The 20,036-nt window shown below is 68.4% G+C and carries 27 protein-coding genes; 22 read left to right on the top strand and 5 right to left on the bottom strand.

Translation table 11 applies throughout. The features are described 5' to 3' along the window. Nucleotides 1-66 precede the first annotated feature (66 nt). On the bottom strand, nt 67-1,029 hold the full coding sequence (mdh, locus tag ACFFII_RS04525) for a malate dehydrogenase (RefSeq protein WP_377697700.1): 963 nt from the start codon (nt 1,027-1,029) through the stop codon (nt 67-69). Between the two features lie 125 nt (nt 1,030-1,154). Between mdh and ACFFII_RS04520 the strand changes: the two genes are divergently transcribed. Beyond that, on the top strand, nt 1,155-1,901 hold the full coding sequence (locus ACFFII_RS04520; RefSeq protein ID WP_377697699.1) for a sulfite exporter TauE/SafE family protein: 747 nt from the start codon (nt 1,155-1,157) through the stop codon (nt 1,899-1,901). A 34-nt stretch (nt 1,902-1,935) separates the two neighbouring features. On the opposite strand, the gene ACFFII_RS04515 is transcribed toward ACFFII_RS04520, so the two are convergent. Beyond that, nucleotides 1,936-2,475 carry a YciE/YciF ferroxidase family protein gene (locus tag ACFFII_RS04515; protein ID WP_377697698.1) on the bottom strand — a complete coding sequence of 180 codons (540 nt, stop codon included), beginning with the start codon at nt 2,473-2,475 and terminating at the stop codon, nt 1,936-1,938. Between the two features lie 170 nt (nt 2,476-2,645). On the opposite strand from ACFFII_RS04515, the gene ACFFII_RS04510 reads away from it, so the two are divergent. The 14 genes from ACFFII_RS04510 to ACFFII_RS04445 all read left to right on the top strand — a co-directional run bounded on the left by ACFFII_RS04510 (nt 2,646) and on the right by ACFFII_RS04445 (nt 12,256). After that, nucleotides 2,646-3,485 carry an HpcH/HpaI aldolase/citrate lyase family protein gene (locus ACFFII_RS04510; protein ID WP_377697697.1) on the top strand — a complete coding sequence of 280 codons (840 nt, stop codon included), beginning with the start codon at nt 2,646-2,648 and terminating at the stop codon, nt 3,483-3,485. Nucleotides 3,486-3,524: 39 nt separating this feature from the next. After that, nucleotides 3,525-4,070, top strand: coding sequence for an NnrU family protein (locus tag ACFFII_RS04505; protein ID WP_377697696.1), 546 nt, complete (start codon nt 3,525-3,527; stop codon nt 4,068-4,070). A 2-nt stretch (nt 4,071-4,072) separates the two neighbouring features. Further along, nucleotides 4,073-4,279 carry a DUF1737 domain-containing protein gene (locus ACFFII_RS04500; RefSeq protein WP_377697695.1) on the top strand — a complete coding sequence of 69 codons (207 nt, stop codon included), beginning with the start codon at nt 4,073-4,075 and terminating at the stop codon, nt 4,277-4,279. Then, nucleotides 4,276-5,310 carry a MaoC family dehydratase gene (locus tag ACFFII_RS04495; protein ID WP_377697694.1) on the top strand — a complete coding sequence of 345 codons (1,035 nt, stop codon included), beginning with the start codon at nt 4,276-4,278 and terminating at the stop codon, nt 5,308-5,310. The genes ACFFII_RS04500 and ACFFII_RS04495 overlap by 4 nt, the downstream gene beginning before the upstream one ends. Nucleotides 5,311-5,348: 38 nt before the next feature. Continuing rightward, nucleotides 5,349-6,173, top strand: a complete 825-nt coding sequence (locus ACFFII_RS04490; RefSeq protein WP_377697693.1) for an endonuclease/exonuclease/phosphatase family protein — start codon at nt 5,349-5,351, stop codon at nt 6,171-6,173. Between the two features lie 170 nt (nt 6,174-6,343). Further along, nucleotides 6,344-6,733, top strand: a complete 390-nt coding sequence (sdhC, locus tag ACFFII_RS04485) for a succinate dehydrogenase, cytochrome b556 subunit (protein WP_090754132.1) — start codon at nt 6,344-6,346, stop codon at nt 6,731-6,733. Between the two features lie 11 nt (nt 6,734-6,744). Next, entirely contained in the window at nt 6,745-7,161 is a 417-nt protein-coding gene (locus tag ACFFII_RS04480) for a succinate dehydrogenase, hydrophobic membrane anchor protein (protein WP_090754130.1), read from the top strand. Nucleotides 7,162-7,168: 7 nt separating this feature from the next. After that, nucleotides 7,169-8,971, top strand: a complete 1,803-nt coding sequence (sdhA, locus tag ACFFII_RS04475; RefSeq protein WP_377697692.1) for a succinate dehydrogenase flavoprotein subunit — start codon at nt 7,169-7,171, stop codon at nt 8,969-8,971. Then, the gene (locus ACFFII_RS04470; protein ID WP_377697691.1) at nt 8,971-9,339 is read left to right on the top strand and encodes a hypothetical protein; all 369 of its coding nucleotides are present in this window, start codon (nt 8,971-8,973) and stop codon (nt 9,337-9,339) included. Before sdhA ends, ACFFII_RS04470 begins: the two co-directional genes overlap by 1 nt. Continuing rightward, nucleotides 9,339-9,662, top strand: coding sequence for a hypothetical protein (locus tag ACFFII_RS04465; RefSeq protein WP_377697690.1), 324 nt, complete (start codon nt 9,339-9,341; stop codon nt 9,660-9,662). The genes ACFFII_RS04470 and ACFFII_RS04465 overlap by 1 nt, the downstream gene beginning before the upstream one ends. 2 nt (nt 9,663-9,664) lie before the next feature. After that, nucleotides 9,665-10,438 carry a hypothetical protein gene (locus tag ACFFII_RS04460; protein ID WP_377697689.1) on the top strand — a complete coding sequence of 258 codons (774 nt, stop codon included), beginning with the start codon at nt 9,665-9,667 and terminating at the stop codon, nt 10,436-10,438. Between the two features lie 109 nt (nt 10,439-10,547). Next, nucleotides 10,548-11,084 (top strand): hypothetical protein, encoded by a 537-nt coding sequence (locus ACFFII_RS04455; protein WP_377697688.1) that lies wholly within the window; start codon nt 10,548-10,550, stop codon nt 11,082-11,084. Between the two features lie 42 nt (nt 11,085-11,126). Next, entirely contained in the window at nt 11,127-11,906 is a 780-nt protein-coding gene (locus tag ACFFII_RS04450) for a succinate dehydrogenase iron-sulfur subunit (protein WP_090754120.1), read from the top strand. A 167-nt stretch (nt 11,907-12,073) separates the two neighbouring features. Further along, nucleotides 12,074-12,256 (top strand): hypothetical protein, encoded by a 183-nt coding sequence (locus tag ACFFII_RS04445; protein ID WP_377697687.1) that lies wholly within the window; start codon nt 12,074-12,076, stop codon nt 12,254-12,256. A 47-nt stretch (nt 12,257-12,303) separates the two neighbouring features. On the opposite strand, the gene ACFFII_RS04440 is transcribed toward ACFFII_RS04445, so the two are convergent. Further along, complete coding sequence (locus tag ACFFII_RS04440; RefSeq protein WP_377697686.1) at nt 12,304-12,651, bottom strand: ArsR/SmtB family transcription factor; 348 nt, start codon at nt 12,649-12,651, stop codon at nt 12,304-12,306. 170 nt (nt 12,652-12,821) lie between these two features. Here ACFFII_RS04440 and ACFFII_RS04435 point away from each other — a divergent pair, with 170 nt between their 5' ends. The 5 genes from ACFFII_RS04435 to ACFFII_RS04415 all read left to right on the top strand — a co-directional run bounded on the left by ACFFII_RS04435 (nt 12,822) and on the right by ACFFII_RS04415 (nt 15,779). After that, the gene (locus tag ACFFII_RS04435) at nt 12,822-13,211 is read left to right on the top strand and encodes an AtpZ/AtpI family protein (RefSeq protein WP_377697685.1); all 390 of its coding nucleotides are present in this window, start codon (nt 12,822-12,824) and stop codon (nt 13,209-13,211) included. A gap of 2 nt (nt 13,212-13,213) precedes the next feature. Then, nucleotides 13,214-13,960 carry a F0F1 ATP synthase subunit A gene (locus tag ACFFII_RS04430; protein WP_245688706.1) on the top strand — a complete coding sequence of 249 codons (747 nt, stop codon included), beginning with the start codon at nt 13,214-13,216 and terminating at the stop codon, nt 13,958-13,960. 54 nt (nt 13,961-14,014) lie between these two features. Beyond that, the gene (locus ACFFII_RS04425; protein ID WP_090754114.1) at nt 14,015-14,257 is read left to right on the top strand and encodes a F0F1 ATP synthase subunit C; all 243 of its coding nucleotides are present in this window, start codon (nt 14,015-14,017) and stop codon (nt 14,255-14,257) included. 476 nt (nt 14,258-14,733) lie between these two features. Further along, on the top strand, nt 14,734-15,222 hold the full coding sequence (locus tag ACFFII_RS04420) for a F0F1 ATP synthase subunit B' (protein ID WP_377698173.1): 489 nt from the start codon (nt 14,734-14,736) through the stop codon (nt 15,220-15,222). Beyond that, nucleotides 15,219-15,779, top strand: a complete 561-nt coding sequence (locus tag ACFFII_RS04415) for a F0F1 ATP synthase subunit B (protein ID WP_377697684.1) — start codon at nt 15,219-15,221, stop codon at nt 15,777-15,779. Before ACFFII_RS04420 ends, ACFFII_RS04415 begins: the two co-directional genes overlap by 4 nt. A 71-nt stretch (nt 15,780-15,850) precedes the next feature. Here ACFFII_RS04415 and ACFFII_RS04410 read toward each other — a convergent pair whose 3' ends face one another. Further along, entirely contained in the window at nt 15,851-16,513 is a 663-nt protein-coding gene (locus ACFFII_RS04410) for a YiaD family glycine zipper/OmpA-like lipoprotein (protein WP_377697683.1), read from the bottom strand. 265 nt (nt 16,514-16,778) lie between these two features. Here ACFFII_RS04410 and nth point away from each other — a divergent pair, with 265 nt between their 5' ends. Together nth and ACFFII_RS04400 are read left to right on the top strand one after the other, a co-directional pair. Continuing rightward, entirely contained in the window at nt 16,779-17,432 is a 654-nt protein-coding gene (gene nth / locus ACFFII_RS04405; RefSeq protein WP_377698172.1) for an endonuclease III, read from the top strand. 65 nt (nt 17,433-17,497) lie between these two features. Beyond that, nucleotides 17,498-18,484, top strand: coding sequence for an adenosine kinase (locus ACFFII_RS04400; protein ID WP_377697682.1), 987 nt, complete (start codon nt 17,498-17,500; stop codon nt 18,482-18,484). Nucleotides 18,485-18,487: 3 nt separating this feature from the next. On the opposite strand, the gene ACFFII_RS04395 is transcribed toward ACFFII_RS04400, so the two are convergent. Continuing rightward, a complete protein-coding gene (locus ACFFII_RS04395) occupies nt 18,488-20,032 on the bottom strand; it encodes a DUF7133 domain-containing protein (protein ID WP_377697681.1) in 1,545 nt (514 codons plus the stop codon). Nucleotides 20,033-20,036: the final 4 nt, after the last annotated feature.

Here is a 20,036-nt window from a genome sequence, read left to right as displayed (position 1 = left end):
CTGCCGCACAAGAGAAAGGGCCGCCCAGCCGGGCGGCCCTGATCATGTGACGATAGGCAGGCGCGCTTACGCCAGCGAGTTGTCGATGCCCTTGCAGGCTTCCACGAGGCCCTTCACCGCGTCGATCGACTTCTGCATCATCGCCTGCTCTTCGGCGTTCATGTCGATCTCGATGACCTTCTCGATGCCGTTCGCGCCGATCACGGTCGGGACGCCGACATACATGCCGTCAAGGCCATAGGCGTTCTGGACATAGGCCGCGCAGGGCAGGACGCGCTTCTGGTCCTTGAGATAGGATTCCGCCATCTCGATGGCCGAGGTCGCCGGGGCGTAGAAGGCCGAGCCGGTCTTGAGCAGGCCGACGATCTCGGCGCCGCCGTCGCGGGTGCGCTGGACGATGGAGTCCAGCTTCTCCTGCGTGGTCCAGCCCATCTTGACCAGGTCGGGCAGGGGGATGCCGGCGACGGTCGAATAGCGGACCAGCGGAACCATGGTGTCGCCGTGGCCGCCCAGGACGAAGGCCGTCACGTCGCGCATCGAGACGCCGAACTCGAGGCTCAGGAAGTGCCGGAAGCGCGCCGAGTCCAGAACGCCCGCCATGCCCACGACCTTCTCGTGCGGCAGGCCGGAAAACTCGCGCAGCGCCCAGACCATCGCGTCCAGCGGGTTGGTGATGCAGATGACGAAGGCGTTCGGCGCGTGTGCCTTGATGCCCTCGCCCACGGACTTCATGACCTTGAGGTTGATGCCCAGCAGGTCATCGCGGCTCATGCCCGGCTTGCGCGGAACGCCGGCGGTCACGATGCAGACATCGGCGCCCGCGATGTCGGCGTAATCGCTGGTGCCCTTGAACGCGCCGTCGAAGCCTTCGGAGGGTCCGGACTGCGCGATGTCCAGCGCCTTGCCCTGAGGCGTGCCTTCGGCGATGTCGAACAGCACGACGTCGCCGAGTTCCTTGATGGCGGCGAGATGCGCCAGCGTGCCGCCGATCTGTCCGGCGCCGATGAGGGCGATCTTGGGACGGGCCATGGAGTCCTCCGTTTGGCTGATGATCGGCGCCGCGATAGACCCTTTGCCCCCCGGCGCGCAAGGCGTAGACCGGGCGCGCGCGGCGGTGTTTGCGCTAAAAAGCAAGGCAATCGGGGGCGGGACAGGTGGAACTGACAACAGCGGGCTGGCTGCTGCTGGCGCTGGCCTCGGCGCTGGTGGGGCTGGCCAAGGGCGGGCTGGCGATGGTGGGGATGCTGGCGGTGCCGATCCTGTCGCTGGCCATGTCGCCGGTGCAGGCTGCGGGCGTGCTGCTGCCGGTCTATGTCGTCTCGGACATCTTCGGGCTGATCGCCTATCGCCGCCACTGGGACCGGCTCGTGCTGGCGCGGCTGCTGCCGGGGTCGGTCGCCGGGATCGCGCTGGGCTGGGCCACGGCGAGCCTGGTGAACGACGCGGCGGTGGGCGGGATCGTGGGCATCATCGGGGCGAGCTTTGCTGTCATGACGCTGCTGCGCCCTCCGGCCCCCGACGCGGCCCCGCGCCAGGCCGACTGGACGCGCGGCACCGGCTGGGGGCTGATCACCGGCTATACCAGCTTTGTCAGCCACTCGGGCGCACCACCCTACCAGATCTATGTCCAGCCGCTGCGGCTGGGCAAGGAAACCTATGCGGGGACCGTCACCGTCTATTTCGCGGTCGTGAACGCGGTGAAGCTGATTCCCTATGCGGCGCTGGGCCAGCTTGGCGCGGACAATCTGGGCAAGGCCGCGGCCATGATCCCGGTCGCGGCGATCAGCGTGGGGGCGGGGGTGTGGCTGGTGCGCCGCATTCCGCAGCGCGCCTTCTACCTGTTCATCACCTGGGCGCTGCTGGCGGTGTCCCTGAAGCTGATCGCCGACGCGGTGATGTGACGCCGGGCCCGCGTGGCAGGCCCGGCGGAACGGATCATTCCTGTTCGTCGTCCTCGTCGTCCAAGCTGTCGGGCGACTCGCCTGCGGCCATCGGGTTGGCGCGGTCCTCGGCGATCTCGGACAGAAGCTCGTCGGCGGCCTCTTCCTGCTCAAGGATGTCGTTCATCAGGTCGGCCACTTGGTCGAGGCCCAGCAGTTCCGCATAGGCGCGCAGGCTGCCGTAGCGGGCGATCTCGTAATGCTCGACCGCCTGGCACGAGAAGATGATCGCCGCGTCTCCGGCCGCGGTGCCGCCGAAGTCCTGCAGAAGCGAATCGCCTTCCTTCAGGATGCCGTCCATCGCGTCGCATTTCTCGGAACGGGGCTTTTCGCCCATCGCCTCGAAGGCCTCCTCGAGCATGGTGATCTGCTCGGCGGTTTCCTCGAGGTGGCGTTCCAGGCCGCGCTTGAGTTCGGGGTCCTGGGCGGCCGCGATCATCTTGGGCAGCGCCTTCTGGATGCGCGCCTCGGCGTAATACATGTCCTCGAGCCCGTGCTTGAGCAGGTCGGTCAGGCCCATCTCTTCGCTTGCCATGTGCTGTCCTTTCGGGGTTGAGCGGAGCAGGTCGTCGGACGTGGAAAGCCCGAGGGGGCCGCTCGGGTTCCACTAACAAACTCTAAGGACGCGCGCCGAACGCCCTTGCCGAGCCCGGACCAAGCGGGCACTCATCCGGGGGACTTTTTCCAGCAGGAGAGATTGCCGCCATGTCGCGCCCCTATCGCTCGGTCCTCTACATCCCCGCAGCCAACCAGCGCGCCATGGAAAAGGCGCGGACGCTGGCGGCCGACGCGATCATCTTCGACCTCGAGGATGCGGTGGCGCCGGCCGAGAAACCCGGCGCCCGGGACTTGCTGCGTCAGGCGCTGGCACAGGATTACGGCGGGCGGGCGCGGATCGTGCGGATCAACGGCTTCGACACCGAATGGGGGCGCGAGGACGCTGCGGCCTTCGCCACGGGTGCGGATGCGGTGCTGGTGCCCAAGGTCAGCCGCCCCGAGGACCTGGACGCGGTCGCGGCCATCGTTCCCGACACGCCGCTGTGGGCGATGATGGAAACCGCGCTGGGAATGCTGAACGCCGCCGCCATCGCCGCCCATCCGCGGCTTGAGGGAATGGTGATGGGCACCAATGACCTTGCCAAGGAACTGGGCAGCCGCAACCGGCCCGACCGGCTGGCGATGCAGGCGGGCCTCGGGCTTTGCCTGCTGGCGGCGCGGGCGAATGGGCGGGTGATCGTGGACGGCGTCTTCAACGCCTTCAAGGACGAGGACGGCTTGCGCGCCGAATGCGAGCAGGGCCGCGACATGGGCTTCGACGGCAAGACCCTGATCCACCCCGCGCAGCTGGACACCGCCAACGCCGCCTTTGCGCCGTCCGAGGCCGAGGTGGACCTGTCGCGCCGCCAGATCGAGGCCTACGAGGCCGCCATCGCGGAAGGCAAGGCCGTGGCGGTCGTCGATGGCCGCATCGTCGAGAACCTGCATGTCGAGACAGCGCGCCGCACCCTGGCCAAGGCCCAGGCGATTGCCGCGCTGGGCGGCTGATGGCAGGGTGGCACCAAACCGGATGAAGGACGCCCTTCCATGATCCTGATGATCCTCGGCCTTGCGCTCTGGTGGGGCGCGCATCTCTACAAGCGCATGGCGCCGCATCCCGGCCCGGACAACCGGCGCAAGGGCATCGTCGCGCTGGCGCTGGTCGTCTCGGTGATCCTGATGACCATCGGCTACCAGCGGGCCGACGTGACGATGTGGTGGGCGGCGGGCCCGGCGCTGAAGGGCATCAACAACCTGCTGGTGCTGGTGGCCTTCTTCCTGTTCGCCTCGGCGGGGATCAGGAACCGCATCGGCACCCAGATGCGGCACCCGCAGCTGACGGGCTTTTCGCTCTGGGCCTTCGCGCATCTGCTGACGAACGGCGACCTGCCGTCCTTTGTGCTGTTCGGCGGGCTGCTTTTGTGGGCGCTGGTCGAGATGGCCGTCATCAACCGGGCCGAGCCGAACTGGGTCCGCCCCCCGCACCAGACCGTGATGCGGAAAGAGGTCATGGCCGCCGTCGGCGCCCTGGTCGTCTATCTGGTCGTCGGCCTGATCCACGGATGGGTCGGCCCCAACCCCTTCGGAGCCTGAGGATGCCCCTGATCTATCGCCTGCTGACCGAGGATGACACCTCGGCCTTCTGCCACAAGGTCAGCCTGGCGCTGTCGAAGGGCTGGACGCTGCATGGCGCGCCCTCGATCGCCTTCGACCCGACCCGCGGCGTCATGCGCTGCGCGCAAGGAGTCACGAAGGAGATCGAGGCCGACTATCACCCCGACATGAAGCTGGGCGAGCAATGACCAAGACCAACGCAGGCCGTTTCTTCGAGGATTACCGCGTCGGGGACGTCATCCGCCACGCCGTTCCCCGCACCGTCTCGGGCGGCGAGCGGGCGCTGTATCATGCGCTTTACCCGGCGCGCCACGCGCTGCATTCCTCGGACGACTTCGCGCGGGCTTGCGGGCTGGCGGCCTCGCCGCTGGACGACCTGATCACCTTCCACACGGTCTTCGGCAAGACGGTGCCGGACGTGTCGCTGAACGCGGTGGCGAACCTGGGCTATGCCGAGGGGCGCTGGCTGGAGCCCGTCTGGCCCGGCGACACCCTGCGCGCGGAATCCGAGGTGATCGGGCTCAAGCAGAACTCGAACGGGACCTCGGGGAACGTTTATGTCCGCACGCGCGGATTGAACCAGCGCGACGTGCCGGTGCTGGAATATGTCCGCTGGGTGATGGTGCGGAAACGCGACGCCGCCAGCCCCGCGCCCGACGAGGTCGTGCCGCGCCTCGACCGCGTGGTGCTTCCCGACGCGCTGGTGATCCCGGACGGGCTGGATTTCAGCGACTACGACTTCACCCTGGCGGGAGAGCCGCACCGCTGGGGCGATTATCAGGTGGGCGAGATCATCGATCACGTGGACGCCGTGACGGTGGAGGAGGCCGAGCACATGCTCGCCACCCGCCTGTGGCAGAACACGGCCAAGGTCCATTTCGACGCGACCTTCCGCGAGGACGGCAAGCGCCTGATCTATGGCGGCCATGTCATCAGCCTGGCGCGCGCGCTGTCCTTCAACGGTCTGGCCAACGCGCAGATGATCGTGGCGCTGAACGCGGGCGCGCACGCCAACCCCTGCTTCGCAGGCGACACCGTGCGCGCCTGGTCCGAGGTGCTGGACCGCGCGCCGACCAACGCCCCGGGCGTGGGTGCCGTCCGCCTGCGGCTGGTTGCCCACAAGGGTCCGCCCGGCGACCTGACGCTGAAACGCGAGGATGGCCGCTATGCGCCGCACGTCCTGCTCGACCTCGACTACTGGGCGCTGATGCCGCTGTGAGGCGCGGGCTTGCAGCCGCGGCCCTTGCTGCGGGGCTCGTGGTGCTGGGTGCGACCTTTGCAGGCCCGCTGCATCCGGCGGGCGACTCGCTGGCCGTGGGGCGGCCCTTCCTGGCGGCGCTGCTGGTGATCGCCGGGCTGCTTCTTCGGGGAAGGATGGGCTGGGCGGCCGTGGCCGGCGGGGTCGTGGCGCTGGCGCCGATCCTCTGGGCCATGCGGCCGGTCGAGAAACCCGAGCCGGGGCAGGGGATCGTCGTTTATCAGAAGAACCTGCTCTATTCCGTTGACGATCCGGCGCAAATTGCCGCCGACATCCGGGACAGCGGCGCGGACGTGGCACTGCTGCAGGAACTCAGCGCGCAGAACGGCGAACTGACCGGGATGCTGGCCGATGTGCTGCCGCATCAGGCGGTCTGTCCCTCGAACACGCCTGGCACCGTATCGATCCTGTCGCGCTGGCCCTTTCAGGGAGAGCCCTACTGCGCCACAGGCGTCGGACTTGCCTGGGTCCGGGTGGCGCTGCCGCAGGGAGAGGCGGCGGTGGCCTCGCTGCACCTCGACTGGCCCTGGCCCCAGAGCCAGCCGGAGCAGGTCGCACAACTGCTGCCCATGCTGCGCGATCTGCCGCATCCGGTGATCCTGGCGGGCGACTTCAATGCCGTGCCATGGTCGCAGACGGTCGCCAGCATCGCCGAGGCCACCGGGACAAACCGCGCGGGTCCCCTGCGGCCCAGCTTCTCGCTAGGCGGCCTGCCGATCACCATCGACCACCTGCTTGCCCCGGAAGGCTGGACTGCCGTCACCGAGATGCGGCCGGGGCTCGGTTCTGACCATCAAGGTCAAAGGGCGACCCTGGTGCCCTGACTTTGTGATCACTGTCTCGCAGCTTGTGATCACGATTTGCGCTAACAGCGCGAAAGCCTGTCGGGGACTTGAACAATCCCGTGACAGCGACGAAAGGATGACTAGAGAGACTCCGATTTCAAGCCAGCCCGCGCGCCAGCTTGGCCCGCGCTTTTCGGACAGGAGCGCCCATGGCAGACATCCCCCGCGGCAACCGCCCGCTTTCGCCCCATCTGACCGTCTATCGCCTGCCGATGGCGGCGATCACCTCGATCATGACCCGCATCACCGGGCAGGCCATGCTGGCCGGGCTTCTGCTGATCGTCTGGTGGCTGGTGGCCGCGGCGACCGGGCCCCGCGCCTTTGCCACCGCCGACTGGGTGGTGCGCAGCTGGATCGGCTACCTGGTCCTGTTCGGCTCGGCCTGGGCGCTGTGGTTCCACTTCCTGTCCGGCATCCGGCACCTGTGCTATGACGCGGGCCTGCTGCTGACCCGCGACGACGCGCAGCGCGCAAGCTGGGTGCTGATCATCGGCTCGGTGGTGCTGACGCTCATCACCGCCATCCTGTTCGTGTTCTGAGGGGACGTTTCATGCGCTACATCACTCCCCGCAAGGCCGCCCGCGGCCTCGGCGCCGCCGGTCCCAGCACCGGCACCGCGCAGCACTGGTCGATGACGGTCAGCTCGGTCGCGCTGCTGATCCTGACGCCCGCCTTCATCTTCGTCGTCGCGTCGGCGCTGGGCCTGCCGCACCACGCGGTCTTCGCCTATTTCAGCCGTCCCTATCCGGCGATCGTCACCGCGCTGTTCCTGATCGTGGGCATGCTGCACTACATCAACGGCACCCGCATCATGATCGACGACTATGCCGATCACACCGAGCGCCGCGTCGCCATCCTTGCCTCGCAACTGTTCGGCTGGGCGGTGATCGCCGTGGTCGTCTATGCGCTGGCGCGCATGGCGCTGTCCCCCGTGGTCGCGCCCGTGGCCGCCGTCGTCGTCAACTGAGGTTTCCATGTCCGCTTACGAATATCAGACGCACGACTATGACGTGGTGGTGGTGGGGGCCGGCGGCGCGGGCCTGCGCGCCACCCTCGGCATGGCCGAGCAGGGCTTCCGCACCGCCTGCGTGACGAAGGTCTTCCCGACCCGCAGCCACACCGTCGCGGCCCAGGGCGGTATCGCCGCCTCGCTGTCGAACATGGGACCGGACAGCTGGCAGTGGCACCTTTACGACACCGTGAAGGGCTCGGACTGGCTGGGCGACACGGACGCGATGGAATACCTCGCGCGCAGCGCGCCCGCCGCGGTCTATGAGCTTGAGCATTACGGCGTGCCCTTCTCGCGCACCGAGGAAGGCAAGATCTACCAGCGTCCCTTCGGCGGCCACACGACCGAGTTCGGCGAGGGCCCGCCCGTCCAGCGCACCTGCGCCGCCGCCGACCGCACCGGCCACGCCATCCTGCACACGCTGTATGGGCAAAGCCTCAAGGAAAAGGCCGAGTTCTTCATCGAATATTTCGCGCTCGACCTCATCATCACGGACGGGGCCTGCACGGGCGTCGTCTGCTGGAAGCTCGACGACGGCACGATCCACGTCTTTAACGCCAAGATGGTGGTGCTGGCGACCGGCGGCTATGGCCGCGCCTATTTCAGCGCGACCTCGGCCCACAGCTGCACCGGCGACGGCGGCGGCATGGTGGCCCGCGCGGGCCTGCCCCTGCAGGACATGGAGTTCGTGCAGTTCCACCCCACCGGCATCTACGGCTCGGGCTGCCTCATCACCGAAGGCGCGCGGGGCGAGGGCGGGTATCTCACCAACTCGGAAGGCGAGCGGTTCATGGAACGCTACGCCCCGACCTACAAGGACCTTGCGTCCCGCGACGTGGTCAGCCGCTGCATGACGCTGGAGATCCGCGAGGGCCGCGGCGTGGGCGAGCACAAGGACCACATCTTCCTGCACCTGTCGCACCTGCCGCCCGAAACGCTGCATGAACGCCTGCCGGGCATCAGCGAGTCGGCCAAGATCTTCGCGGGCGTCGATGTCACGCGCGAGCCGATCCCGGTGCTGCCGACCGTCCATTACAACATGGGCGGCATCCCGACGAACTACTGGGGCGAGGTCCTCGCCCCCGAGCAGGGCAACCCGGACCGCGTCTTCCCCGGCCTGATGGCGGTGGGCGAGGCGGGCTGCGCGTCCGTGCATGGCGCGAACCGGCTCGGCTCGAACAGCCTGATCGACCTCGTGGTCTTCGGCCGCGCCGCCGCCATCCGGGCGGGTGAGGTGGTGGACCGCGCGGGCGCCATCCCCTCGACCAACAGGGCCGAGGTGGAACGCGCGCTCGACCGCTTCGACGCGCTGCGCCATGCCCAAGGCGGCACGCCCACGGCGGTCCTGCGCGACCGGATGCAGCGCACGATGCAGTCGGATGCGGCGGTGTTCCGCACCGACAAGACGCTGGCCGAGGGCGTGGACAAGATGCGCGAGATCGCGCTGGGGCTGGACGACCTGCGTGTCACCGATCGCAGCCTGATCTGGAACAGCGACCTGATGGAAACGCTGGAACTGACCAACCTGATGCCGAACGCGCTGGCGACCATCGTCGCCGCCGAGGCGCGCAAGGAGTCGCGTGGCGCGCACGCGCATGAGGACTACCCCGAGCGGGATGATGCCAACTGGCGCAAGCATTCGCTTGCGTGGGTCGATGGAAATGACGTCAAACTCGCCTATCGGCCCGTCCATCTCGAGCCTTTGACGAAGCACGAGGACGGCGGGATCGATCCAAAGAAGATCGCACCGAAAGCGAGGGTCTACTGATGCGTCTTTCCGTTCTTCCCGTCCTGGCCGCGGCTGCCGCGCTGGCGGGCTGCGTGGCCGTTCCGCCACCCACCGTGGCCCCCGGGCCCGTCGTCGTGGCGCCGCCCGCAGGCGCCGTCGTGGTGACGCCGCCCGCGGCCACGCCGAACAACGCGGCCGCCCGCCAGGTCATCAACGCCGAGATGGCGCGCCGCCTGCCGGGCCGCAACGTGGGGCCGCTGACCGACTGCGTCGTGTCGAACGCGACCATGGCGGAACTGGCCGACATCGCCGCCCAGCAGGGCCAGCCGGGCGCGGCGGGGGCGGTGGCCTCGGTCGTGTCGCGTCCCGCGACCTCGCAGTGCATCGCCAAAGCGGCGACCGCCTGATGAAGGTGCGCGCGCATCCCGCCCTCGCGGCGCTGCTCTTGCTGGCCACGGGCCTTGCGGCCTGCGGGCCGGTTCCCGTGGACCAGGCCGAGCGCAGCTGCCTCAGGGATGCGCGCGAAGCCACAGCCCCGCGCAGCCAAGCCGTGCTGGGCGTGGGCACCGACGGAGACGACGTGGGGGTCCTGGCGGGCTTCAGCGTCTCGGTCTCGTCGGACTACATCACGGGGCGCGACCCGGCCGTGGTGTTCCACGATTGCGTCCTGCGGCGCTCGGGCCAGGTGCCGACCCGCCCGCTGCACCAGCAGCCGGGCTACAGGAGCTGAACATGCCCGACAGCCGCATCGCCCGTCCCGACGGCGCCCCCAAGGGCCTGGTGCGCGCCCATCTGGCGACCTTTCCGGCCCGCGCGGGCATCTTCCGCCGGGTGGTGGACGCCATCCTGCCGCAGGTGGACCGGCTGGTCATCGTCTTCAACGAGATGGACGAGGCGCCCGCCGATCTCGAGGCCGATCCCCGCATCGAGGCGATCACCACCGACCGCGACACCAAGGATCTGGGGCGCTTTTTCACCCGCCCCCGGCCCGACGACATCGTGTTCCTGATCGACGACGACATCGCCTATCCGGCCGACTACGTGGCCCGTTCGATCGAGCGGGCGGATGCGATCGGCTGGGCCGGCAACGTCTTCGGCTACGCCGCCTCGGACTTCCGCCATGGCGCGGAAGGCGAGCGTGGTTGGCGCCGCATCCGCCCCGACGCCGCCCTGCCGCAGCCCTTGGGCGTGCGGATGCTGGGCACCGGCACGGCGCTTGCACGCGGCGACGCGATCCCCACGATCAGCGAGATGGCGCCCTACCTCGGCCACGCCGACGTGGGCTTCGCCCTGCTGAACCACCGCGCGGGCCGCCGCGCCTGGTCGCTGCCGCGCGAGGGCAGGTGGCTGGCGGATGCATTGCCCGAGGATCTGGCGTCCTCGCGCCTGTCCCTGACCTTCCGCGCTCAGCCCTCCCTGCCGGTGGTTGCTGCGATCAACGAGATCATCGGTGCGGACCGTGATCATCCCGGGCAAGCCGCTGGTGCGGCCGAGGATGTGGCCTGAGGCAATGCTGCAGGGCACCGATCACCGGGCTGATGAAAAAGAGCAGGCGGCCGAGCCACGGCCTTCAACCTCCTTTGCCCTGACACTTCCACCCGAAGAGGCGGAGGTCGTGGCCTCCGCCTATGCTTCCGCCTCTGTGATCCTGGAATACGGCAGCGGTGGCTCGACCTTTCTTGCGCTGCGCTCGGGCGCTGGGTTCGTCATGTCGGTCGAAAGCGACAAGGCCTGGTCCGAGCGGATCGCCGCCGCCATGGGCGCCGAGTTCACTCACGACCGCTTCCTTGTCCACCATGCCGACATCGGCCCGACCGGTCCCTGGGGACGGCCCGAAGGCAGCGGCGCTTATCGCCGGTTCCACCTTTACGCCACGGGCATCTGGGACCATCCCGGCTTCCGCCATCCCGATGTCGTGCTGATCGACGGGCGCTTCCGCGTGGCCTGCTTCCTGACCACGATGATCCGCTGCACGCGGCCTGTCACCGTCCTCTTCGATGACTATATCGATCGCAAGTACTACCACTGGATCGAGGAGCTGATCCCCCGCGACGAGATGATCGGGCGGATGGCGCGCTTCACGGTCCGCCCGCAATCCCTGCCGCCCGAACAGCTGACACGCGTCGCGGGCGCCTTCACCGACCCGCGCTGAGCCAGCGACAACATGGGCGGCACGCCCTGAAAGGATAGCCAGATGGTCCAGTTGAACCTTCCGAAGAACAGCCGCATCCGGGTCGGGAAGACTTGGCCCCGGCCCGAGGGCGCGACGAACCTGCGCCGCTTCAACATCTATCGCTGGGACCCGGACACCGGCGAGAACCCGCGGCTCGACACCTACTGGATCGACCTCGACAAATGCGGCCCCATGGTTCTGGACGCGCTGATCAAGATCAAGAACGAGATCGACCCGACGCTGACCTTCCGCCGCTCCTGCCGCGAGGGGATCTGCGGGTCCTGCGCGATGAACATCGACGGCGGCAACCATCTCGCCTGCATCTACGGCATGGACGAGATCAAGGGCGACGTGAACATCTATCCGCTGCCGCACATGCCCGTGGTCAAGGACCTGATCCCCGACCTGACGCATTTCTACGCCCAGCACGCGGCGGTGCATCCCTACCTGATCACCGAGACGCCCGCGCCGGGCAAGGAATGGCGTCAGTCGATCGAGGACCGCAAGAAGCTCGACGGCCTTTATGAATGCATCCTCTGCGCCTCCTGCTCGACGGCCTGCCCGTCCTACTGGTGGAACCAGGACCGCTTCATGGGTCCGGCCGCGCTGCTGACCGCCTATCGCTGGATCATCGATTCCCGCGACGAGGCGACGGGCGAGCGGCTGGACGAGCTGGAGGACCCCTTCAAGGTCTACCGCTGCCACACGATCATGAACTGCACCAACACCTGCCCCAAGGGCCTGAACCCGGCCAAGGCCATCGCCGAAATCAAGCACATGATGGTCGAGCGCGCGATCTGAGTGCGGCGTTATTGTCTGAAAGGCCGCCCCTCCGGGCGGCCTTTTGCATTGCGGCTATGCGCTGGATTGCACGTGACCGAGCGTCACGCGGATGGTCTGCGCTGCGTTGCAGCCCTATATCCAAGCGCGAGGGAGGACCGTCCTCTAGCCAAGGTAAGACACTGGAAATGAACCGCACCGACCACGCCGACCGTCCGCAGGGCCTGATGGCCGATCTCGACAACCGCGCCCGCTCTGTCCGCCGCCTGCCCAACACGCGCGCGCTGGACGTCCTGGCCCAGATGTATGCCTATCACGATATCCAGGCGCCCGCCGGCCAGGTGGACTCGGCCTACGACCACGCGGCCTGAGCCGCGGCCGTCGAACCTGAAACGGGGCCGGACAACCGGCCCTTTTTTCATGCCTGATCGTCGGGGGGCATCTGAAGCTCGACGGCGAGGAAGCGCTCGAAATCGTCGAGATCCAGTGGATCGACCAGCCCGAAGGCGCGCATCCAGACGGCCGCCGGGCGCATCCCCTCGGGGTCGAGCTTGCACCAGGTGATCCGCCCGCGCCGTTCCTGCTGGATCAGCCCGGCGCTTGCCAGCGTCGCCAGGTGCTTCGAGATCGCGGCAAGGCTGATCCCGAAGGGCGCGGCCACGTCCGTCACCGCCATGTCGTCCTCCAGCAGCATCGACAGGATCGCCCGCCGCGTCGGGTCGGCAAGCGCGGCGAAGATGGCGTCGAGGTCGGATTCGGGAGGCATGACTCATGCTCAACTGCAGGGTTGAATGATGAACTGCAGGCCGGTGCGCCGCAAGCCGGCAGCGGGAGTTCAGCTAACCCTTTGATCCGGAATGGGGTGAAGCAAGTGGCGCACTGGTTGACTCGGGGCGGGGGACTGCCTATCAGCACCGCAACTTGAAGGGGGCAGGCGTGTCCGACGACGGCGACGACGGCGTCCAGCAGGCGCGGGACGCCGAACGGCTGAAGGCGCTGGAAGAGCGGCTGGCGCAGGCCCGCCGCGACGACCGGCTGACGCCCCCGGGAATGGACAAGTTCGCCCATGCCAACCAGGCGTGGCGGATGGTCATCGAGCTTGTGGCCGGCCTCGCGGTAGGGTTCGGCGTGGGCTTCGGGCTTGACCGGCTGCTCGGCACGACGCCGATCCTGCTGGTGATCTTCATCTTCCTCGGCTTTGCGGCCGGCGTGAAGACAATGCTGCGGACCGCCGCCGAAATGGGCGGGGCCGCACCGGGAACAGGGCCGGCCAAGCCGGCGGACGACAGGCCGGCGGGTGATCCGGCGAAGGACGAAAGGGACTGAGCGTGGCGACTGAAGAAAGCACGGGCCTGGTGTTCCATCCGATGGACCAGTTCATCGTTCGTCCGCTGTTCGGCGACGGCCCGATCCACTGGTACACGCCCACCAACGTGACGCTGTGGCTGATGCTGGCGGTGCTGGTGGTGTGGCTGCTGTTCGTCGCCGGCACCTCGGGCCGGTCGCTGATCCCGTCGCGCGTGCAGTCGATGGCCGAGCTGACCTATGGCATGGTCCACAAGATGATCGAGGAAGTGTCGGGCAAGGAAGGCCTGCGCTACTTCCCCTACATCTTCACCCTGTTCTGCTTCATCCTCTTCTCGAACCTGTTGGGCCTGGTGCCCAAGTCCTTCACTACGACCTCGCACATCGCCGTGACCGGCGTGCTGGCGCTGATGGTGTTCCTGGGCGTCACCATCCTGGGCTTCGTGCTGAACGGCACCCATTTCCTCGGCCTCTTCTGGGTCAAGTCGGCGCCGCTGGCGCTGCGCCCGGTGCTGGCCGTGATCGAGCTGATCTCGTACTTCGTGCGTCCCGTCAGCCATTCGATCCGACTTGCGGGCAACCTGCTGGCCGGCCACGCCGTGATCAAGGTCTTCGCCGCCTTCGCCGCCATCGCGGTCGTGGCGCCGGTCTCGATCCTCGCCATCGTCGGCATGTATGCCTTCGAGGTCATGGTCTCGGTCATCCAAGCCTATGTCTTCACCATCCTGACCTGCGTGTACCTCAAGGACGCGCTGCACCCGGGCCACTGACGCCCGATCGGGATTTCACTTTCCAAACCGTTTCCAAGCCTCAAGGAGCATATCATGGAAAACGTCGCGACCTACGCCGAGCTGGGCAAATACCTGGGTGCTGGCCTGGCCTGCATCGGCATGGCGGGCGCCGCCATGGGCGTGGGCAACGTCGCCGGCAACTACCTGGCGGGCGCCCTGCGCAACCCCTCGGCTGCCGCGTCGCAGACCGCCACGCTGTTCATCGGCATGGCCTTCGCCGAAGCCCTGGGCATCTTCTCGTTCCTGGTCGCCCTGCTGCTGCTGTTCGCAGCCTGATCCCGGCGCCACTCCTTGCTTTTGGGCGGGCGCCTGACGCGCCCGCCCGATTGCCAACCGCAGGCCAGGGATAGGATATGTTCAGCCTTTTGCAGCAGACCGCCCCGACCGCGGTCGAAACGACCACCACCACGGCTCCCGCCGATCAGGGGTCCACGGCGACGACGATCACCGTGCCGCTGAATGGCGAAGTCGCGAGCACCGGTGCGGCCCCCGCCGCGCCTGTCGGGCAGGGTGCGCCGGCCGCCGCGGAATCGACCGCGGCCCAGACACACGCGACCGACTCGATCATCGTGCCGAACGCCAGCGGGGCCGAAGACGCACCCGCCGTCGCTCAGGACGGTGAAGGCCACCTGCCGACCTCGGCCGTCATCGAACACGCCGACGGCACCACCGAAGCCGTGGGCGCCGCCGTTCCCGGCACCGACGAGACGCACGCCGTGGTCGAGGATCACGCCGCTGCCGAATCCGCCGGGATGCCGCAGCTCGACTTCGCCACCTTCGGCAACCAGATCTTCTGGCTGCTGGTCGCGCTGGCGCTGATCTACTTCATCCTGTCGCGCGTGGCGCTGCCGCGCATCGGCCGGATCCTTGGCGACCGGCAGGGGCTGATGACCGCCGATCTGGCAGCGGCCGAGGACTTCAAGCGCAAGGCGCGCGAAGCAGAAGCCGCTTACGAGAAGGCGCTGGCCGATGCCCGGGCCGAGGCCAACAAGATCGTCGCTGCCAACAAGGCCGAGATCGACGCCGAGCTGAAGACCGCCATCGCCCGCGCGGATGCCGAGATCGCAGCCCGGACGCAGGAATCCGAACGCCGCATCGCCGAGATCCGGCAGTCGGCCGCCTCGGACGCCCGCACCGTTGCCCGCGATGTCGCGGCCGAACTGGTGCGCGCCTTCGGCGGCAACGCCGACGGCTCGATCGACCAGGCTGTCGACGCCCGCATCAAGGGAGCCGTGCTATGATCGCCCGTCTGACCGCCGTGACGGCCGTTCTGGCCGCAAGCCCCGCGCTGGCCGCGACCGGGCCCTTCTTCTCGCTGCGCAACACGGACTTCATCGTCCTGCTGGCGTTCCTGGCCTTCATCGGCATCCTGATGTACTACCGGGTGCCGTCGGCAATCGCGCGTCTGCTGGACAAGCGGGCGGAAGGGATCAAGGCGGATATCGCCGAGGCCCGCCGCCTGCGCGACGAGGCGCAGGAGATCTATGCCAACTACGAGCGCCGCCAGCGCGAGGTTCAGGGTCAGGCCGACGCCATCGTGGCGAACGCCCGCCGCGAGGCGCTGGCCCAGGCCGACAAGGCCAAGGTGGACCTGCAGACCTCCATCGACCGCCGGCTGCAGACAGCGCAGGACCAGATCTCGGCCGCCGAGACCGAGGCCGTGCGCGCCGTCCGCAACCAGGCGATCCAGGTGGCCATGGCCGCCGCGACCGAGGTGCTGGGCCGCCAGATGGGTCCGCAGGACCGCAGTGCCGGCATCGACCGCGCCATCGACGACGTGGCGCATCACCTGAACTGACCGCTGCAGGGCAGTCGGAAAGAAGGAACCCCCGGTGTCGCCACCGGGGGTTTTCGCTTGTCCCGGCCCGTTCAGCGCGTCGGGCGGATGATGATCTCGACCCGGCGGTTCTGCGCGCGGCCTGCTTCGGTCGCATTCGACGCGACCGGCTGGCTTGATCCCATGCCGCTGGTGGCGATGCGGTTCGGCGACACGCCGCCCGAGGTGAGGATGGCCGCGACCGAGCGCGCCCGGCGCTGCGACAGGTCCATGTTGTAGGACGCCGCACCCGTCGAGTCGGTGTGGCCGATCACCTGCACCGTCGAGTTCGGATACTGCTGCAGGTTCCGCGCCAGCGCGTAAAGGTCGTTCTGGGCGGGACCCGAGACGGCGGCGCTGTCGAAGGCGAACAGCACGCCTTCGGGCAGGGTGACGTTCAGCGTCTGTCCGGTGTTGACGACCTGCACGCCGGGCGTGGTCATCTGCTGCTGCAGCGCCCGCGCCTGGGCGTCGAGGACCGAGCCGACCAGTCCGCCCGCCGCGCCGCCCAAGATTGCCCCGCGCGCGATGTCGCGGCCGCGGTTGTTGCTGTCGTCATCGCGGATCGCGCCGAAGATCGCGCCCGTCGCAGCACCGGCGAGAACGCCCTGCTGCGTGCGGCTCATGTTGGTGGGCTGGCCGTAGGGATCGGTCGCACAGGCGCTCAGCACCATGGCGCCGGACACGGCGAGGATCAGGGGAACGCGGCGGGTCATCATACTGTCCTTTCGTAGGCATGGGCCGGGCCGGGAGGTTCTTGCGGCCACCCTTCAGCCCGTGGAACGGCAACAGGCTTGCAGAAGTTCCGTTCCTCGGCCAGCGGAAGCCGCTGAACGGGCGTCACTTTCGCTCGACCGGCCGAGAGGCTTGCGTGCGGGGCCAAGGCCGGGCATCACCCCTCGCATGGCCAAGGACCCGACGCTCATCCTTTCGACACCCCGCACCCGGCGCGCGGCACCCCCGCGGGTCGCGGCGGGGCGCCTGCCGCCGCCCTTGTCCTATGCCGAGCAGGTGGCGATCTTTTCCATCCTGCAGGCGGGCAACCCCAAGCCCGTGACCGAGCTGCGATACCGCGATGCCTTCACGCTGCTGGTCGCCGTGGCCCTGTCGGCGCAGGCGACCGACGCGGGCGTGAACAAGGCCACGCCCGCCCTGTTCGATGCCGCGCCCACGCCGCAGGCCATGGTCGCGCTGGGAGTCGAAGGCGTGACCGACCACATCAAGACCATCGGCCTGTTCCGGCAGAAGGCGAAGAACGTGGTTGCCCTGTCGCAGCGGCTGGTGGAGGAGTTCGGCGGCAAGGTCCCGACCTCGCGCGCCGCGCTGATGAGCCTGCCGGGCGTGGGGCGCAAGACGGCGAACGTCGTGCTGAACTCGTTCTTCGGCATCCCCGCGCAGGCGGTGGACACCCATATCTTCCGCGTCGGCAACCGCACCCGCATCGCGCCCGGTCGCGATGAGTCCGAGGTCGAGCGCGCCATCGAGGACAATGTCCCCGCCGAGTTCCAGCAGGACGCCCATCACTGGCTGATCCTGCACGGCCGCTATGTCTGTCAGGCCCGCCGTCCGCGCTGCACGATCTGCCCGATCCGCGCCCATTGCCCTTATGAGCCGAAGACGACCGATCCCGTATGAGGCGGCCCCTTGTCCCGGCCGTCCGTCGCCGGTTTAAGCGCGGGAACAGCCAAGGGGAACAGTGCATGGCATATCAGGTGATCGGCATCGGCAACGCGGTCATGGACGTGATCTCGACCGCGGGGGACGCGCAGCTGGACCGGCTGGGGGTGCAGAAGGGCATCATGCAGCTGATCGAGCGTGACCGCGCCGAGGTTCTGACCCACGCCAGCAACGGCGCGCGGCTGATCCCCGGCGGCTCGGTCGCCAACACGCTGGCGGGGCTGGGACGGCTGGGGCTCTCCACTGCCTTCATCGGCCGCGTGGCGGGGGACGATCTCGGGCTTGCCTATGCACGCGACATGGGGGCGGACGGCACGGATTTCGTGAACGCGCCGCTGGATGGGGCGGAGCTGCCGACCTCGCGGTCGATCATCTTCGTGACGCCCGACGGCGAGCGGTCGATGAACACCTATCTGGGCATCTCGGCCGAACTGGACGAGGGCGACGTGGACGCAGGCCTGTTTTCCGATGGAAGCTGGCTGTTCCTGGAGGGCTATCTGTTCGACAAGGACAAGGGGAAGGCCGCCTTCCTCAAGGCCGCCGAGGCCTGCCATGCCGCCGGAGGGCAGGCTGGCATCGCGCTCAGCGATCCTTTCTGCGTGGACCGCCACCGCGAGGATTTCCGCCGCCTCGTCGCGGGCCCGATGGATTATGTCATCGGCAACATCCACGAATGGCAGGCGCTTTATCAGGTCGAGGATCTCGAGGAGGCGCTGCGGCTTGCCTCGGCCGACTGCGGAACGGTGATCTGCACGCGTTCGGGCGAGGACGCGATCCTGATCCGGGCGGGCGAGCGGGTGACGGTCCCGGTCCATCGCGTGACGCCCGTGGACGCGACCGGGGCAGGGGACCAGTTCGCGGCGGGGCTGATCTATGGGCTGGCGACGGGAAAGCCGCTGGCCGCCGCGGGCCGCATGGGCTGCATCGCCGCCGCCGAGGTGATCGGCCATGTGGGCGCCCGCCCCGAGGCGGACGTCATGGCGCTGTTCCGCGCCGAAGGGCTGGCCTGAGCCTTACTGACCGGGTGCCGGTGCCGTGGCCGGTCCAGGAGCAGCAGGCGCAGGGGCGTCCGGGGTGGCAGGCTCGCCCGCTGTCGGCTCGGCAGGCTCATCAGCAGCAGGCGCCAAGGGCTCAGGTGCAGCAGCGCTCGTTCCGGGCTCGGCTGCGGCAGGTGTCACCGGCTCTGGTGTTGCAGGCTGCGCCGCAGCGGGCGTGACCGGCTCGGGCGCAGCGGTGGCGGCGACGGGCTCGGGTGCGACGGGTTCGTCCGGCGTGATCCGCCAGACAGTGTTCGACAGGTCGTCGGCCACGATCACGGCGCCGCGCGGATCGACCGTCACGCCGACGGGCCGGCCGCGCGTGTTGTCCGCGTCCTGCAGGAAGCCGGTGACGAAGTCGATCGGCTCTCCGGCGGGCCGTCCGTCCTGAAACGGGACGAAGATCACCTTGTAGCCCGAGGGCGGGTTGCGGTTCCAGCTGCCATGCTCGCCCACGAAGACGCCGTCCGCGAACTGCTCGCCCATCGCCGGAACCGAGAAATCCACCCCCAGCGCCGCGACGTGAGAGCCCAGCGCATAGTCGGGCGCAATGGCCGAGGCGACCTTTTCGGGGTCCTGCGGCTGGGCGCGGATATCGACGTTCTGGCCCCAGTAGCTGTAGGGCCAGCCGTAGAAGCCCCCCTCCTGCACCGAGGTGAGATAGTCGGGAACAAGGTTGTCGCCGATCTCGTCACGCTCGTTCACCACCGCCCAGAGCTGGCCGGTGCCGGGCTGGATCGTCAGCGCCGTGGGGTTGCGCAGGCCGGTCGCATATTGCCGATGCATCCCCGTGGCCACGTCGATCTCCCAGATCATCGCGCGGTCTTCCTCGGCCTCCATCCCGCGCTCGGTGATGTTGCTGTTCGACCCGATGCCCACATACAGGAAGCGGCCATCCTCGCTGGCCGTCATGGCCTTGGTCCAGTGGTGATTGATGACCGACGGCAGTTCCGTCAGCACCTCGGGCGGGCCGCTCGCCTGCGACTGGCCCTCGGTATAGTCGAAGCGTACCACGGCGTCCTGGTTGGCGACGTAGATCGCGCCGTTCACGAAGGCCAAGCCGTAGGGAGAGTTCAGGTTCTCGGCAAAGATCCCCCTGGTTTCATAGGTGCCGTCGCCATCGGCGTCGCGCAGCAGCGTCAGGCGGTTGCCGCCGGACACCGAGCTTTTCCCCCAGGCCTTGATGATCCCGGCGATCAGGTCCTTGGGCCGCAGCGCCGGCGCGCCCTGTCCCTTGCCCTCGGCCACGAGGATGTCGCCGTTGGGCAGGATCAGCGTCTGGCGCGGGATCATCAGGTCGGTGGCGATGGGCTGGATCGTGAAGCCCTCGGGCACCACGGGCCGGTCGTCGCCCCACAGCGCAGGGCGGGGGATCTTCATGGTGGGCAGAAGGCCGCGCTGCGGTTCCCCGAGGGTCGGGTTGGGGCCGTATTCCGGGGGCGGGGTCTGGTCCTGCGCGGATGCGCCGGTTGCCAGGACGCCGATCGCGGCGGCGGTGCCAAGCAGATAAAGCAGGCGCATCATG

Source organism: Paracoccus niistensis, from assembly GCF_042432925.1.
Classification (GTDB): Bacteria; Pseudomonadota; Alphaproteobacteria; order Rhodobacterales; family Rhodobacteraceae; genus Paracoccus; species Paracoccus niistensis.
Note: the sequence above shows the minus strand (reverse complement) of the source record. Positions and strands in the feature narration are given on the sequence as shown.